Annotated in this window: 11 protein-coding genes; 5 read left to right on the top strand and 6 right to left on the bottom strand. The window is 62.0% G+C overall.

Annotated features, from left to right (window positions below; all coding sequences use genetic code 11):
• Positions 1-145: 145 nt before the first annotated feature.
• Both JN403_RS19485 and JN403_RS19480 read right to left on the bottom strand, forming a co-directional pair.
• On the bottom strand, positions 146-460 hold the full coding sequence (locus tag JN403_RS19485; RefSeq protein WP_205483895.1) for an SCP2 sterol-binding domain-containing protein: 315 nt from the start codon (positions 458-460) through the stop codon (positions 146-148).
• A gap of 57 nt (positions 461-517) precedes the next feature.
• Positions 518-1,228: a histidine phosphatase family protein gene (locus JN403_RS19480; RefSeq protein ID WP_205483892.1), complete on the bottom strand. Its 711-nt coding sequence runs from the start codon at positions 1,226-1,228 to the stop codon at positions 518-520.
• 207 nt (positions 1,229-1,435) lie between these two features.
• Here JN403_RS19480 and sohB point away from each other — a divergent pair, with 207 nt between their 5' ends.
• Positions 1,436-2,458 carry a protease SohB gene (sohB, locus tag JN403_RS19475; RefSeq protein ID WP_122538352.1) on the top strand — a complete coding sequence of 341 codons (1,023 nt, stop codon included), beginning with the start codon at positions 1,436-1,438 and terminating at the stop codon, positions 2,456-2,458.
• Positions 2,459-2,602: 144 nt separating this feature from the next.
• Here the strand turns inward: sohB and JN403_RS19470 are convergent, their stop codons facing one another.
• The 3 genes from JN403_RS19470 to JN403_RS19460 all read right to left on the bottom strand — a co-directional run bounded on the left by JN403_RS19470 (position 2,603) and on the right by JN403_RS19460 (position 6,490).
• Positions 2,603-3,097 (bottom strand): DUF934 domain-containing protein, encoded by a 495-nt coding sequence (locus JN403_RS19470; RefSeq protein ID WP_074887803.1) that lies wholly within the window; start codon positions 3,095-3,097, stop codon positions 2,603-2,605.
• Complete coding sequence (locus JN403_RS19465) at positions 3,081-4,739, bottom strand: nitrite/sulfite reductase (RefSeq protein ID WP_205483890.1); 1,659 nt, start codon at positions 4,737-4,739, stop codon at positions 3,081-3,083. The genes JN403_RS19470 and JN403_RS19465 overlap by 17 nt, the downstream gene beginning before the upstream one ends.
• Before the next feature lie 587 nt (positions 4,740-5,326).
• Positions 5,327-6,490 carry an acyltransferase gene (locus JN403_RS19460; RefSeq protein WP_205483888.1) on the bottom strand — a complete coding sequence of 388 codons (1,164 nt, stop codon included), beginning with the start codon at positions 6,488-6,490 and terminating at the stop codon, positions 5,327-5,329.
• A 417-nt stretch (positions 6,491-6,907) separates the two neighbouring features.
• Here JN403_RS19460 and JN403_RS19455 point away from each other — a divergent pair, with 417 nt between their 5' ends.
• The 4 genes from JN403_RS19455 (at position 6,908) to JN403_RS19440 (ending at position 11,497) form a co-directional block, all read left to right on the top strand.
• A complete protein-coding gene (locus JN403_RS19455) occupies positions 6,908-7,924 on the top strand; it encodes a 2-dehydro-3-deoxygalactonokinase (RefSeq protein ID WP_205483886.1) in 1,017 nt (338 codons plus the stop codon).
• Between the two features lies 1 nt (position 7,925).
• Positions 7,926-8,561: a 2-dehydro-3-deoxy-6-phosphogalactonate aldolase gene (locus JN403_RS19450; RefSeq protein ID WP_122538364.1), complete on the top strand. Its 636-nt coding sequence runs from the start codon at positions 7,926-7,928 to the stop codon at positions 8,559-8,561.
• Positions 8,562-8,702: 141 nt separating this feature from the next.
• Positions 8,703-9,851 carry a galactonate dehydratase gene (dgoD, locus tag JN403_RS19445; RefSeq protein ID WP_065986272.1) on the top strand — a complete coding sequence of 383 codons (1,149 nt, stop codon included), beginning with the start codon at positions 8,703-8,705 and terminating at the stop codon, positions 9,849-9,851.
• A gap of 401 nt (positions 9,852-10,252) precedes the next feature.
• Positions 10,253-11,497, top strand: a complete 1,245-nt coding sequence (locus JN403_RS19440; RefSeq protein WP_240357016.1) for an MFS transporter — start codon at positions 10,253-10,255, stop codon at positions 11,495-11,497.
• A gap of 278 nt (positions 11,498-11,775) precedes the next feature.
• Here JN403_RS19440 and JN403_RS19435 read toward each other — a convergent pair whose 3' ends face one another.
• Positions 11,776-14,886 carry an autotransporter serine protease gene (locus JN403_RS19435; RefSeq protein ID WP_205483882.1) on the bottom strand — a complete coding sequence of 1,037 codons (3,111 nt, stop codon included), beginning with the start codon at positions 14,884-14,886 and terminating at the stop codon, positions 11,776-11,778.
• Positions 14,887-14,890 lie beyond the last annotated feature (4 nt).

Below are 14,890 nucleotides of genomic sequence, written 5' to 3'. Positions count from 1 at the left end.
CACGCCCGTGAACAAGGGCTATTGGCGTGGGTGTTACGGGGCAATCAGCCGCCCTGATTCACGGACGGGGTCGTTGTCTTGCGCGCAGTCTGGACGAAAAAAACCGAAGCCAGGCAGCTTCGGTTTTTACAAGAACGGTGCGTTCTCAGGAAGGGAACAGCTCGCTCAGTTTCATCGCCAGCATCATGTCGCCTTCAGCGCGCAGTTTGCCGCCCATGAACGCCTGCATGCCGTCGGTCTCGCCGCTGACGATGCCTTCCAGGGTTTCGCCGTCCATCACCAGCGTGACCTGGGCGTCCGGGTTTTCGCCTTCCTGCAATTCGCAGGTGCTGTTCTTGACGATCAGGGAGAAGTTCTTGGTTTCGTCGATGCGGAACCCGAACACCAGGTCCAGGCCTGCGGCGGCGGCTGGGTTGAACTTGGCTTTCATGGCTTGAACGGCGTTTTCTACGGAGCTCATGGTGTGATCCTTTTATATGAGTGATGACGAGCACTTTGCGGGTGCGGTTGGCCGGGCTCAGCGGTAGGTGATGAGCTCCGGCGCCTTCATCAGTTGCAGGTGCGCGTAACTGTTGAAGGAAGCCAGGGACACCTCGCGCTCACGGAACTTTAGGTGGTTGAGCGAGGTGTTGACGATGTGCCAGTTGAGTTCGAAGGCCTGGGTGGCCGGCATTTGCGTGATCAGGTGGAGCAGGGCAGTGATGGTGCCGCCGGAGGTGAACACGGCGATGCGATCGCTTGGTCCGGCGCTGTCGAGAATCCCGCTCAGGCCCGCTTCAACCTCCTCGACGAACGCTTGCCAGCTCTGCAGGGCGGCGGCGTCGTGATCGCCCACCAGCCAGCGGCGAATGATCGCGGCAAACAAACGCTGAAACTCGGCGCGGTTGTTGGCGGCGTCGCGCATGATCTCGAAGGCTTCGGGTTCTTCATCCAGCATCGCGGGGATCAACGCACGGATCACGCCTTCGGCGTTGAATTCATTGAAGGCGATGTCGGTTTCAAGCTCGGGGGTGGCGAGGCCGGCGGCGTTGAGCTGGGCAATCACCGTTTCAGCCGTGTGGCGCTGGCGGTACAGGGCGCCGCTGATGCAGCGGTCGAAGGTCAGACCCAGCTGCGCGAGGTGTGCGCCGAGGATTTCCGACTGGCGAAAACCGGTGGGCGACAAGACGTCGTAATCGTCCGCACCAAACGAGGCCTGGCCATGTCGTATGAGATAGATGCTGCCCACGACCGCGTCACCCTGGCACGTTGAAAGTGCTGGGAGGTTATGAGGACGGCCCGCGGTCTGTCAATGAAAAAACATACGCTCGTTTGAATTGGCCGATCTGGCCCCCAATCCCCCGTCTCGTCACTGGCCCGGCGACCGGCGCGCCGGTATGCTTGGCCCCATTCGCGATCCTCTGCCGAGGATCTGCTGTACCGGTAAGGAGTTTCTGTGGAGTTCATTTTCGATTACGCCAGTTTCCTGGCAAAGACCGTCACCATCGTGATCGCGATCATCGTGGTGCTGGTGGTCATCGGCTCGATGCGAGGTCGTGGGCGCCGCGGTGCAGGCGGTCAGTTGCACGTCACCAAGCTCAATGACTTCTACAAAGGGCTGCGTGATCGCCTTGAAGGTTCGCTGCTGGACAAGGCGCGGCTCAAGGCGTTGCGCAAGTCCCAGGCCAAGGAACTGAAAAAGGACAAGAAGTCCACCGAGGTGAAGTCGCGTGTCTACGTGCTGGACTTCGACGGTGACATCAAGGCCTCGGCCACCGAGAACATGCGCAATGAGATCACCGCGCTGTTGACCCTCGCCACCCCCAAGGATGAAGTGGTGCTGCGCCTGGAAAGCGGCGGTGGCATGGTGCACAGCTACGGTCTGGCATCGTCGCAACTGGCGCGGATTCGTCAGGCGGGCATTCCGCTGACCATTTGCATCGACAAGGTCGCGGCCAGCGGCGGCTACATGATGGCGTGCATCGGCACCCGGATCATCAGTGCGCCGTTCGCGATTCTGGGGTCGATTGGCGTGGTTGCCCAGCTGCCTAACGTCAATCGCCTGCTGAAGAAGCACGACATCGATTTCGAAGTGCTCACCGCCGGCGAGTACAAGCGCACGTTGACGGTGTTCGGCGAAAACACCGAGAAGGGTCGCGAGAAATTCCAGGAGGACCTGGACATCACCCACGAGCTGTTCAAGAACTTCGTCGCCAGCTACCGCCCGCAGTTGCAGATCGACGAAGTCGCCACCGGCGAGATCTGGCTGGGCATCGCGGCCAAGGACAAGCAACTGGTGGATGAGCTGAAGACCAGCGATGAATACCTGTCGGAGAAAGCCAAAACCGCCGAGGTGTTCCATCTGCACTACGCCGAGCGCAAAAGCCTGCAGCAGCGTGTGGGCATCGCGGCGAGCACCTCGGTCGACCATTTGGTGACAGGGTGGTGGGGCAAGCTGACGCAACAGCGGTTCTGGTGATTTCGTAGGACCGGCTTTAGCCGGGAAGGCGTCGGACGTCATACCGCAGGACTGAGGGTGTTCGTAGCTTTATCCCGCAGAACTAAAAAAGCCCCGGCTTCTCACGAAACCGGGGCTTTTTGTTGCCTGTCGATCCGTGTCGGATCAACGACGCCGGAACAGCGGCAGCGGCTCGTCGGTGGCAGCTTGATACGTCACGGAAAAGTCCCTCAGACCCTCCAGCGCTTCGTACGGGTCTTTGTCCGCACGAATCGCAAACGCGTCGAACCCGCAGCGGTGCAGGTAGAACAGTTGATCACGCAGCACATCACCGATGGCCCGCAACTCGCCCTTGTAACCGTAGCGGTCACGCAACAGGCGGGCGTTGGAGTAGCTGCGGCCGTCGGTGAATGCCGGGAAGTTCAGGGCGATGACCTGGAACTGATCCGCGTCGTCACCGATTTCCTCGGCTTCCTCGTCGCTGTCCAGCCAGACGCCCAAACCGCCGTCGCGGGCCTTCAACGCATGGGCATGCTCGCGCCACAGGTTCAGCGGCACGATCAGATCGTCGCAGTTGGACAGGCTGTCGAACGTCGTGTCCTTGGGCAGCAGGTGCCAGGTCTCGTCGATGACCGCGTTGTTCTTAATGATTCGCTGCATAGACGCGCTCCTTGAAAGGGTCGATGCCAATACGCTGGTACGTATCGATGAAGCGCTCGTCTTCGTTGCGTTTCTCGACGTAGACGTTGATCAGCTTCTCGATCACATCCGGCATGACGTCCTGTGCGAACGACGGGCCGAGGATCTTGCCCAGGCTGGCGTCGCGGCTGGCGCTGCCGCCCAGCGACACCTGATAGAACTCTTCGCCCTTTTTGTCCACGCCGAGAATACCGATGTGGCCAACGTGGTGGTGACCGCAGGCGTTCATGCAGCCGGAGATGTTGAGGTCCAGCTCGCCGATGTCGAACAGGTAATCAAGGTCGTCGAAACGGCGCTGGATCGATTCGGCAATCGGGATCGACTTGGCGTTGGCCAGCGAGCAGAAGTCGCCGCCCGGGCAGCAAATGATGTCCGTCAGCAAGCCAATGTTTGGCGTCGCGAAGCCTTGCTCGCGCAGCTCGCCCCACATCGTGAACAGTTGGCTCTGCTCAACGTCGGCCAGGATTATGTTCTGCACGTGGGACGTACGCAGTTGACCGAAGCTGTAGCGGTCGGCGAGGTCGGCGATGCCATCCAGTTGCTTGTCGGTCAGATCGCCCGGGGCAACACCCGTGGGTTTCAGCGACAGCGTAACTGCGGCGTACCCCGGCTTTTTATGGGCCAGGACGTTGCGCGAGCGCCAACGGGCAAAGCCGGGGTGCTGTTTGTCCAGCTCAGCCAGTTCGGCGCTGTAATCGGTCAGCGGCTTGTAGTCCGGGTCGACGAAGTGTTTGGCGACGCGATGCACTTCGGCCTCGGTCAGCGTGGTCTGGCCGCCGCGCAGGTGGGCCATTTCGGCCTCGACCTTCTCGGCGAACACTTCAGGTGTCAGGGCCTTGACCAGAATCTTGATGCGCGCCTTGTATTTGTTGTCGCGACGGCCGTAGCGGTTGTACACACGCAGGATGGCGTCGAGGTAGCTCAACAGGTCCTGCCACGGCAGGAACTCATTGATGAACGCACCGACCACTGGCGTGCGGCCCAAACCGCCGCCGACCAGCACGCGGAAGCCCAGTTCGCCGGCAGCATTCTTGACCGGCTCCAGGCCGATGTCGTGCACTTCGATGGCGGCGCGGTCGGACGTCGAACCGTTGATCGCGATCTTGAACTTGCGCGGCAGGTAGGCGAATTCCGGGTGAAAGGTCGTCCACTGACGGACGATTTCACACCAGGGGCGCGGGTCCACCAACTCGTCGGCTGCCACGCCGGCGAACTGGTCCGTGGTGACGTTGCGCAGGCAGTTGCCGCTGGTCTGGATCGCGTGCATCTGCACGGTGGCCAGCTCGGCGAGAATGTCGGGAATGTCTTCGAGTGCCGGCCAGTTGAACTGCACGTTCTGGCGGGTACTGATGTGTGCGTAGCCCTTGTCGTAATCGCGGGCGATCTTCGCCAGCATGCGGGCCTGGCGTGACGTCAGCTGGCCGTAAGGCACAGCCACCCGCAGCATCGGGGCGAAGCGTTGGATGTAGAGGCCGTTTTGCAGGCGAAGCGGGCGGAACTCTTCTTCACTGAGCTCGCCGGCCAGATAGCGGCGGGTCTGGTCGCGGAACTGCTTGACGCGGTCCTCGACGATCCGCTGATCGTACTCGTCGTATACGTACATGGTGGTCCTGTTCTCAGGCGGTTCACTGCTGCTGGGCCAGCCGGAAAGGCGATGCGTTGTCGTCTGCTTTCAGGCTACCGAACAAATCTGCGCGCACGGCCGCGCACTCCTTGCGGAGCCGGGGGAGGTTACCAGTTTGCAGATATGCGCAAAAGTGATGTTTGAGTATATGCACAGAACCGAAAGTGCTAAGCAGCACGTCGGGTTGGCATAGCCTCACTTGTGATAAGGGCATCCCTGAACTTTACTGAGGCGATGGCCGACGACGTCCGTCGTTGGCACGCGAGTTTTGCGATCACCCATAAAACAGACAAAAGGCGATGCAATGCGAAATCACCCGAAAGTTGCCAAATCCGAGAGCCATGTGGATGCATGGGCCATTCTTTTCATTATTGTGCTGGTTGTGGGGGCGGTGGCGTTCTGGGTGACGCACCAGTAGTGGACATGGCCTGCTCGGCGAAGAGTGCCGATGCCGCGGGAGCCCCGCCATTGAAGGTGGCGGGTCCATGTGCCAGACCGGACCGGACTGAGGGTCCCCGACGAAGTCGGGCTAAACCGAGAGCAGCACTCTTGATTCTGCTCTGCCTTCAGACGTTGATGCGAGAGACATCATCGCTCCGCCGGCCGCGAAACGATCTGCGTCTCAAGCACTCCCCAAACCGCACCCCAGGCACCTCGATGTAGCGATGAACCAACATCGAAAGGACCACAACCGCCACCACCACCAACAGCAACAACAGATTGTCGTTCAGGGCAGTGCCTGTACTCAGATAACGCACCAGCGACCCCGGCATCTCCCCCGGCCTGTCCACCAACAGCGGATAACCGCCGAACTTGGCCGCCACCGTCAGCCCGGTGGCGACCACGAAAATCACTGCGGCATGGGTCAGGTAAATCGACAGCCACAGCCTGCCCAGCGCCGGAAAGGGCCGCGCTTGCAACAGCCGCGAAACCGCTCCGGCCTCCCACGCGAATATCAGAATCGCCAAGCAAAACAGCAGCGCCAGTTCAATCGTCAGCGGGGCCTCGCCGGCCACCATCACCCAGCCGATGGTCGCCAATATGACCAGTTCAAGCACGCTGGCCAATGCTACGCCCGGCGCGAAATTCCGCAGCCGCGCATAGAGCCTGTGCGTCACCGTGCCCGCAAAGAAACACGCCGCGCCCCACAACACATAACGCGTCAGCAGATCGGAATCTGCGAACAGCCCGACAAACGCCAACCCGCCCAGCAGCGTGAACAGCATCCGCGCCATTCTCGGCAACGCGTAGCAGATCAGCGCGAAGATCAGCCACAGATAAAACGCTACGCTGAGCCACCAGGACGGGTAGTTGAACGACAACGCGTTGAAGCCCGGCCACCACGCCTGGATCAGCAACACATTGGGCAGGATTTCTCCGGGCGCCCGATCCCCACTGAACGCCGGGAAATTCAACAGCAGCCCGTAGCGCTCCATGATCAGCTTCAAACACTCGAAACCGATGAAGAACAACAGTACCGCCAAGTGCAGCGGCATCACCCGGCAGGCGCGGGCCATCGTGAAGTCGCCGAGCTGCCGCGCACTATTTAGTGTGCCGACGTAGCGGCGGTACATCAGAAAGCCGCTGAGCGCAAAAAACAAACCGGCGAATTGGCTGGCATTACGGAAAAACGCCAGCTCCGTGATGCTTCGCTCGATGTGCGAGTGATGAACAATCAAGGTCAGGGCGCAGAGACCGCGCAGGCTGTCGAGCACGACGAATCGCTTCATCTTGAGGATCCTTTTTCAGATGAGTCAGGCGTGCGGGCACGCGAACAGGCGCCAGCAGGCGTGCAGGGCAGAGCAAACATTGAAAGGGTGCGACAGGCAGGAAAGTTACCACCTTCGACACTGAGGCCGATGAGTGGGCAGGGCACATGAAAAAACCGGTGAAAGGCACGGCGTGAGGCGGAGCAGCCCCAAGGTCATCATGCGTCGAGACGAATCCGGGTCTTCGTATAAGCGTCGCCAGCGACGGGCAGCAGTATGCCGAACCGCAAACCCGGACGGAACAGGCATTTATCGAATTTGCGTGACGATTCGTTGGAATCCCAATATGTGGGATCGTCCGTTATATATTGAGATATCGCCAGCAACCGGTTTATAGTCCGTCCCGCATTCACTCATTAATAACAATCAGGTGAAGCCATGCAGGCGCAATTGATCGCGCTCGATTGGGGTACGACATCCCTTCGCGCGTATCGACTCGGCGAACACGGCCGGGTACTGGAACAACGTTCGCTCGACGCGGGCATCATGCAGCTGCCCTCGACGCCCCGCTTGATCGGCGGGCAGCAGATCTCCAACGGATTCGAGCTGGCGTTTGACGAAGCCTGCGGCGACTGGCTCGACGCCGAACCGACGCTGCCGGTGATCGCCTGCGGCATGGTCGGCAGCGCTCAGGGCTGGCGCGAAGCCGTCTACCAGCAGACGCCCGCCAGCGTCGCGGCCCTCAGTTCCGCGCTGGTCACGGTGCGCAGCGTGCGCGGCGTCGACGTTCATATTATTCCCGGCATCCTGCAGCGCTCCGAGCTGCCCAACGTGATGCGCGGCGAAGAAACCCAGGTCCTCGGCATCTTGGACTCGCTGCCCGCCAGCGAAGCCGCCAAACCCCTATTGATCGGCCTGCCCGGGAGCCACTCGAAGTGGGTGAGGGCGGTGGACGGCCGGATCGAGCATTTCGACACCTTCATGACCGGCGAGGTCTACGCGGCGCTGTCCAGCCACACCATTCTCGGCCGCACGATGCAGCGCAGCGAGACCTTCGACGCTGAAGCGTTTGACCGGGGCGTGGCAGTGTCTTGCTCGGCCAGCGGTGCGGCAGGTCCCCTGTCGACCATCTTCAGTTGCCGCACCCTCGGCTTGACCGGCGTGCTGTCCGGCTCCGCTCAATCCGATTACCTGTCCGGCCTGCTGATCGGCCACGAAATCGTCGCGCTGGCGCAACTGCTGCGTCAGACCGACGCGCACTTGCCCGCCGTGATCCTGATCGGCAGCGACGCCCTGATCGCCCGCTACCGGCGCGCCCTCGATGCCAACGGCTTTGCCCAGGTGACCCTGGCCGAGCAGGCCACCGAGCGTGGCCTCTGGCAGGTCGCGGTGCAGGCCGGTCTGATTCAATCCTCCTCTTCGGCCGCTGCCCGGCCCCTTCACGTAGAGAACTGACATGCTCAAGCAAGCCCTCGTGCAAAACGGTCTGGTCGCGATTCTGCGCGGCCTGCGCCCCGAAGAAGCACCGGCCATCGGTGACGTGCTGTACACCGCCGGTTTCCGCGTCATCGAAGTGCCGCTCAATTCCCCGCAGCCGTACGACAGCATCCGCCTGCTGCGTCAGAGTTTGCCCGCCGATTGCCTGATCGGTGCCGGCACGGTGCTGACGCCGGAGCAAGTGCGTCAGGTCAAGGAAGCGGGCGGTCAGGTTATCGTTATGCCCCACAGTGATCCCAAGGTGCTGCGCGCGGCCAAGGCCGAAGGCCTGTTTTTGTCTCCGGGCGTAGCGACGCCCACCGAAGCCTTCGCCGCGCTTGCCGAAGGTGCCGACGTGCTGAAGATGTTCCCTGCCGAGCAGATGGGCCCGGCGGTGGTCAAGGCCTGGCTGGCGGTGTTGCCAGCCGGCACGGCGCTGATTCCGGTCGGCGGCATCACCCCGGACAACATGAAGGTGTTCCTCGACGCCGGGGTCTCCGGTTTCGGTCTGGGTTCGGGCTTGTTCAAGCCGGGCATGAGCGCCGAGGACGTCGCCAAGAGCGCCAAGGCCTACGTTGAAGCCTGGAACCAGCACAAGCCTGCGAACAACCAGTGACCCACCCGCTCGTTGCGCCATCGGGGCTGTGTTTTTAAACAAGTGCGCCAACAGCATGTGTTTTTAAACAAGTGCGCCAACAGCATGTGTTTTTAAACAAGTGCGCCAACAGCATGTGTTTTTGAATAAGAGAGACAAGACATGAAAATCACCAAACTCACGACGTACATCGTTCCGCCGCGCTGGTGCTTCCTGAAAGTCGAAACCGACCAGGGCGTCACCGGTTGGGGCGAGCCTGTGGTCGAGGGCCGCGCCCACACCGTGGCTGCAGCGGTTGAGGAACTGTCCGACTACCTGATCGGCAAAGACCCTCGCAACATCGAAGACATCTGGACCGTGCTCTATCGCGGCGGCTTCTACCGCGGCGGCGCCATTCACATGAGCGCATTGGCGGGCATCGACCAGGCGCTGTGGGACATCAAGGGCAAGGCGCTCGGCGTGTCGGTCAGCGACCTGCTCGGCGGCCAGGTGCGCGACAAGATTCGGGTGTATTCGTGGATCGGCGGCGACCGTCCTGCTGACACCGCTCGTGCGGCAAAAGAAGCGGTGGAGCGAGGCTTCACTGCGGTGAAAATGAACGGTACCGAAGAGCTGCAGTTCCTCGACACCTTCGACAAGGTCGATCTGGCCCTGGCCAACGTCGCTGCCGTGCGTGACGCCGTGGGCCCGAACGTGGGCATCGGCGTCGACTTCCACGGTCGCGTGCACAAGCCGATGGCCAAGGTGCTGATGAAAGAGCTGGACCCGTACAAGCTGATGTTCATCGAAGAACCGGTGCTCAGCGAGAACTACGAAGCGCTGAAGGAGCTGGCGCCGCTGACCAGCACGCCGATTGCCCTGGGCGAGCGCCTGTTTTCCCGCTGGGATTTCAAGCGCGTCTTGAGCGAAGGCTATGTCGACATCATCCAGCCGGATGCTTCCCACGCCGGCGGCATCACCGAAACCCGCAAGATCGCCAACATGGCCGAGGCCTATGACGTCGCGCTGGCGCTGCATTGCCCGCTGGGCCCGATCGCGCTGGCCGCGTGTCTGCAACTGGACGCCGTCTGCTACAACGCGTTCATTCAGGAGCAGAGCCTGGGCATTCACTACAACGAGAGCAACGACCTGCTCGATTACATCAAAAACCCGGAAGTCTTCGATTACGACAAAGGCATGGTGAAGATCCCGAACGGGCCGGGCCTGGGCATCGAAATCAACGAAGAGTACGTCAAGGAGCGCGCCGCCATCGGCCACCGCTGGCGCAACCCGATCTGGCGCCATGCCGACGGCAGCTTCGCCGAGTGGTGATTGAGGTAATTGACCCGTGCTGACTGACAGGTGTTGAACCTGTAGGAGCCGGCTTGCTGGCGAATGCGGCGGGTCAGGCGCTGCGTTGGTGAATGATGAATTGCGTTCGCCAGCAAGCCGGCTCCAACAGGGAGAGTGAGCCTTTCCGGCCACCTTAATGATCGTTCCCGCGCTCTGCGTGGTAACGCGTCTTCCGATGCTCCGCGTCGACTTCCAGACGCGGAGCGTTGCGGGCGGTTTCACCACGCGGAGCGTGGGAACAATCACAACTCAACTAACACACGAAACACATAACGCCAGACCTCAGATAACCATAAAAAGAGGCACTTCCCTTGCGCACACAGACCGCAACCCAGGCGCGGGCGACCACCGCCACGCCGACCCGCAAACGCTTTTTCATCATGGTGCTGCTGTTCATCACCGTGGTGATCAACTACCTCGACCGCAGCAACCTGTCCATCGCCGCGCCCGCACTGACCAGCGAGCTGGGCATCGACCCGGTGCATGTCGGCCTGATCTTCTCCGCGTTCGGCTGGACCTACGCCGCCATGCAGCTGCCCGGCGGCTGGCTGGTGGATCGCGTGCCGCCGCGCATCCTCTACACCGTGGCGCTGGCGCTGTGGTCCATTGCGACCATCTTTCTCGGCTTCGTTGGCAGCTTCATCGGCCTGTTCATTTTGCGCATGGCCGTCGGCGCGCTGGAGGCCCCGGCGTATCCGATCAACAGCCGCGTCGTCACCGCCTGGTTCCCGGAAAAGGAACGCGCCACCGCCGTCGGCTTTTATACCTCCGGCCAGTTCGTCGGCCTGGCGTTTCTGACCCCGGTGCTCGCCTGGCTGCAGACCCGCTATGGCTGGCACATGGTGTTCGTCGCCACCGGCGGCGTCGGTGTGCTCTGGGCGGCGATCTGGTACATGGTTTACCGAGAACCCCGTGATTTCAAAGGGATCAATCAGGGCGAGATCGACTTGATCAAGGACGGCGGCGGGCTGGTCGACATGCAGACCGACGCCTCGAAACGCAAGAGCGGTTTCAGCTGGCAGGACCTGGGCATCGTGCTGACCAAGCGCAAGCTGTGGGGCATCTACCTGGGCCAGTTCTGCCTGAACTCGACGCTGTGGTTCTTCCTCACCTGGTTCCCGACCTACCTGGTCAAATACCGCGGCATGGACTTCATCAAGTCCGGCCTGCTGGCGTCGCTGCCGTTCCTCGCGGCTTTCGTCGGCGTGCTCTGCTCGGGGTTCTTCTCCGACTGGCTGATCCGTCGCGGTCACACCGTGGGTTTCGCGCGCAAGACGCCGATCATCGCCGGTCTGCTGATCTCCACCTCAATCATCGGCGCCAATTACGTCGACTCGACCCCGCTGGTGATCGCCTTCCTGGCCCTGGCGTTTTTCGGCAACGGCCTGGCGTCGATCACTTGGTCGCTGGTCTCGACCCTCGCTCCGGCGCGGCTGTTGGGGTTGACCGGCGGGACGTTCAACCTGATCGGCAACCTGGCAGCGATCGCCACACCGATCGTCATCGGCTTCCTGGCGTCGGGTGATTCCTTTGCGCCAGCGATCACCTACATTGCCGTTCTGGCGCTGCTCGGGGCGCTGTCTTACATCCTGTTGGTGGGCAAGGTGGAACGCATCGAGTTGTAATGATGCTGTTGATACGTAAAGAGGAACGTCAATCACTTGCCCCGTGATGAACGTTTCCCGAGAAAGGCATGGAGGCGGCTATGCCTGGGCAGGACCGGGCTTTAGAGGCTGTCTGCATCAAAGAGAGCAGGCTTTCGAGTTCGCTGTGTTGCCCATGTTTAGGAGCTCCACCAGATAGCTGCTGAACCATTTGGAGGGACCAAATCGACCCTCCAAATGGTTTTTTAGTAGCGGGTGAGAGCACCAAGCTGGCGCAGGCTTTCAGGCAGCGCTAGAAGTTAGAACTCCCAATTCAGCGACAGCCCCACGCCGTGGGTTTTATCCCGGGCACCCAGCAGCCCGTTGTAGTCCAGGCTGATCCGCGCATCCCGGTTCAGGGCAAGGCTGGCGCGGGCGCCCACCACGGCTGCGTCCCGGTCCATGGAAACGCTTTGCACGCCAAAGGTATTCACCCCGCTGGCAAAGGCCAGGTGCTGCTCGGCCGAGGTATCGCTCAGGTTATGCTGCCAACCCAAGGTACCGGACACGTCCAGCTTCTGAGTGTCGGTCAGGTTGAAACGGCTACCGGCGCGTACGCCAAGGGTGGAAAGCACGGTGTCGCGGGTGTCGTCATCACCCTTCAGCGCCATGGCGCCTCCCTTCTCCGTAAAGCTGTCGCTGTCGAAGTGCACATAGGCCAGGTTGGCGAAGGGCTCTAGCGCCAAAGGCTGCAGGTTCAGGCGATAGGCCCCTTCGGTGAACACCTGGGTCGATTGCGCGTCGCGCTTGACCTTCAGGCGGTCGGTCGAGGTGCCCAGTTGCAGGTCTCGCTTGACGTCGATGCGGTGCCAGCTATGGGATGCACCGGCGGTCAGGCGCAACGGCCCTTCTTCGTGGCCAATGTAGACACCCAGGTGGTAGCTATCAGCCGAGGCGCTGGAATGGGTGTCGTCACCCATGCCTAGCGAGGTATCGCTGTAACCGGCCATGGCGCCCAACCGGGTGTGCTCAGCCACCAAACCGTCCACACCGGCGAGCAGGCCGCCCAGGGATGAGGTTGAACTGGCGCTGTCGCTGCTGCCGGCGTTCTTGCCCCAGGCGCCCAGGCCTTTCACCCACAGGTTGTTGCCTTCAACACCCTCCGCAGGCTGTTCGTACAGCCCTTCGACGCGCAGGCGATCACCTACGGCATCGCGTAGCTGGCGGCTGTCGTTGATCAACTGAGTGGCGATGGCCGGATGCACTTCGCCGGACAACTGGGTATAGGCACGCCGAGCGGTAGCCGCATCAGGGCTCAACAGCAGCTCTTCGTACACCGCGTTACCGGCCCCTAATTGCTCGGCGGCGGCCGCTACGTTGGCCTGGTTAGCGGTTTGCGCGGCGCTGGCGAAGCTATCCCCGTTGCGCTCCAGGGCCAAGGCAACGCCCGTACCGCTGTAGGCCAGGTCGCCATCCAGAAAGGCGTAGTTATCCAGCACCGACCCGAACTGGCCCTGCACGCCGCCAGCGGCTTGCAGCACGTTGAACTGCCGGCCGATCAGGCTGTTGACCTCGCCTGTGGTGAAGCCGGTGCCGTTTTCCAGCGAGAGGGCCATGGTCGCACCGCTCACCGTAGCCTGTCCGCCGGCGATGATGCGGTCGCTGCCAGTGGGCGACAACTCCACCGCATACACAGCGCCGGGCGCCAGGTTAAGGTCGCCCGCCACCTGTAAGGTCCCCACGGAATTGCCCGGCGCTACCGTACCGCCACGGTTGGCAGTAAGGGACGCGACCCGGCCGTTGCCGCCAAGCATGCCGGTGTCGTTGACGGTCACCGCCGAGGCCAGCGATCCATTGATCGCCAGGCGCCCTTCATTGACCAGGGTTGGGCCGCTGTAGGTGTTGGCACCGGTCAGCACCAAGGTACCGATACCCGTCTTGGTCAAGCCGCCATGCCCGGAGATGTCATTGCTCCACGTGTCCCGCCCGCATTGTGGCCCGCTGCAGAGGCGCTGGGTCGGTTTACCGGCATCGACCACCGCGCCTACCCCCGGCAGGTTGGCCACGAACTGGCTGTCGCCATAAGCGCCGCTGATACGAAACTCAGCAGGAATATCCGCCTCGGTGACGAACATGCTCGGGCCGTTGACGGCCTTGCCCAGGTTGATCATGCCCCAGCCATAGAGCGCGTCCACGCCAGGCGCGCCGAGGTCGGTGGCGGTGGTTTTCAACACGTCGGCGACCTGTGCGCCGGTCATGTAGGGGAAGCGCTCCATCAGTACCGCCATGCTCCCCGCCACATGGGGCGCGGCCATGGACGTACCGTTTTTGTTGGCCCAGCCCACCGTCAGGTCTTGCAAGCTGGTGCCGTTCAGCACGGAGCTGTAGATCCGCGTACCTGGCGCCGACACGCAGAAGCTGGCCGTGTAGCCGCAGCGAGAAGAAAAGGTGCTCAAGGTGTAAGGCGTGGCGCCGGCGGCCGTGGCGTTGGGGTTTTGCTGCAAAGCAGCAACCGTCAGCCAGTTGGGGGCGATCTCTGGCACGAAATACCCTAGCCCGGCCATGGCGTCCGGGTTGTTCAGGTTGTAGTCGTTGCCTGCGGCGAAAATAGTCACCACGCCGCTGCGCGCGGCATCGATGGCGCCCTGGTAAGCGCCCCCGGGGCGAGTGCCGAGGATCTGTTGGATCTGATCAAACTGCAGCTGCGCATCCTGCACGGTGAAGTGCGGAAAGGCCGGGTCGCGACCGCCCTGGTCAAAGCGGTCGGTAATGCCAATGCCCCAGCTGTTATTGATGATGCGCGCGCCACTGCTGACCAATGCGTTCCAGCCAGCCTGGTAAACCGCGCCATCGTTGCCCAGCACAATGCCGTCTTCCGGGCCTGGGTCGCCGTTGTCGGCGCTGATGATCTGGGCGTTGAAGGCCACGCCGTGCATGGGCCCGCCGTCTCGGTTGCCGCCAGCGATGCCACCTACGTGGGTGCCGTGGTTACCCAGCCGGCCGTTAGAGTCAGGGGTAGGGGCGCCGTCGTAACGGAAGGCGTCGCCGGCCTTTACCGGAATATAGGGGTCGGTGTACTCGCGATTGCCACTGGTCACCAGATTGATCACCTTATCCGGGCTGGCGAATTCCGGGTGCGCTGCGTACACCGGCTGATCGAAAATCCCCAACTTCACGCCCTTGCCGGTGTAACCGGCCGCATAGGCCTGGTCAGCGTTGATCGCGCCCAGCCCCCATTGGGCCGTGAACTCCGGGCTGCGCCAACTGGCGACATTCCCGGCCTGGCCGGCTTCTACGTAAGGCGCAGCCTGGGCTACACCGAGGGTGCCCAGGTAACCGGCCAGGGCGCCGCAAGAAACGCGATGGGCTTGCCGGATAGCGTGCCGAATGGAGCTGACAGCAACCTGTCGAGTGGTGGATGGCTTTTTCATAAAT

This window comes from Pseudomonas sp. 15A4, from assembly GCF_016925575.1.
Taxonomy (GTDB): Bacteria; Pseudomonadota; Gammaproteobacteria; order Pseudomonadales; family Pseudomonadaceae; genus Aquipseudomonas.
This window is presented reverse-complemented; position numbering and strand designations above follow the sequence as displayed.

Coding starts and splice junctions, on each gene's coding strand:
- JN403_RS19455 (WP_205483886.1), top strand. CDS start 6,908: ATGCAGGCGCAATTGATCGCGCTCGATTGGGGTACGACATCCCTTCGC.
- dgoD (WP_065986272.1), top strand. CDS start 8,703: ATGAAAATCACCAAACTCACGACGTACATCGTTCCGCCGCGCTGGTGC.
- JN403_RS19440 (WP_240357016.1), top strand. CDS start 10,253: ATGGTGCTGCTGTTCATCACCGTGGTGATCAACTACCTCGACCGCAGC.
- JN403_RS19485 (WP_205483895.1), bottom strand. CDS start 460: ATGAGCTCCGTAGAAAACGCCGTTCAAGCCATGAAAGCCAAGTTCAAC.
- JN403_RS19450 (WP_122538364.1), top strand. CDS start 7,926: ATGCTCAAGCAAGCCCTCGTGCAAAACGGTCTGGTCGCGATTCTGCGC.
- JN403_RS19470 (WP_074887803.1), bottom strand. CDS start 3,097: ATGCAGCGAATCATTAAGAACAACGCGGTCATCGACGAGACCTGGCAC.
- JN403_RS19435 (WP_205483882.1), bottom strand. CDS start 14,886: ATGAAAAAGCCATCCACCACTCGACAGGTTGCTGTCAGCTCCATTCGG.
- JN403_RS19460 (WP_205483888.1), bottom strand. CDS start 6,490: ATGAAGCGATTCGTCGTGCTCGACAGCCTGCGCGGTCTCTGCGCCCTG.
- JN403_RS19465 (WP_205483890.1), bottom strand. CDS start 4,739: ATGTACGTATACGACGAGTACGATCAGCGGATCGTCGAGGACCGCGTC.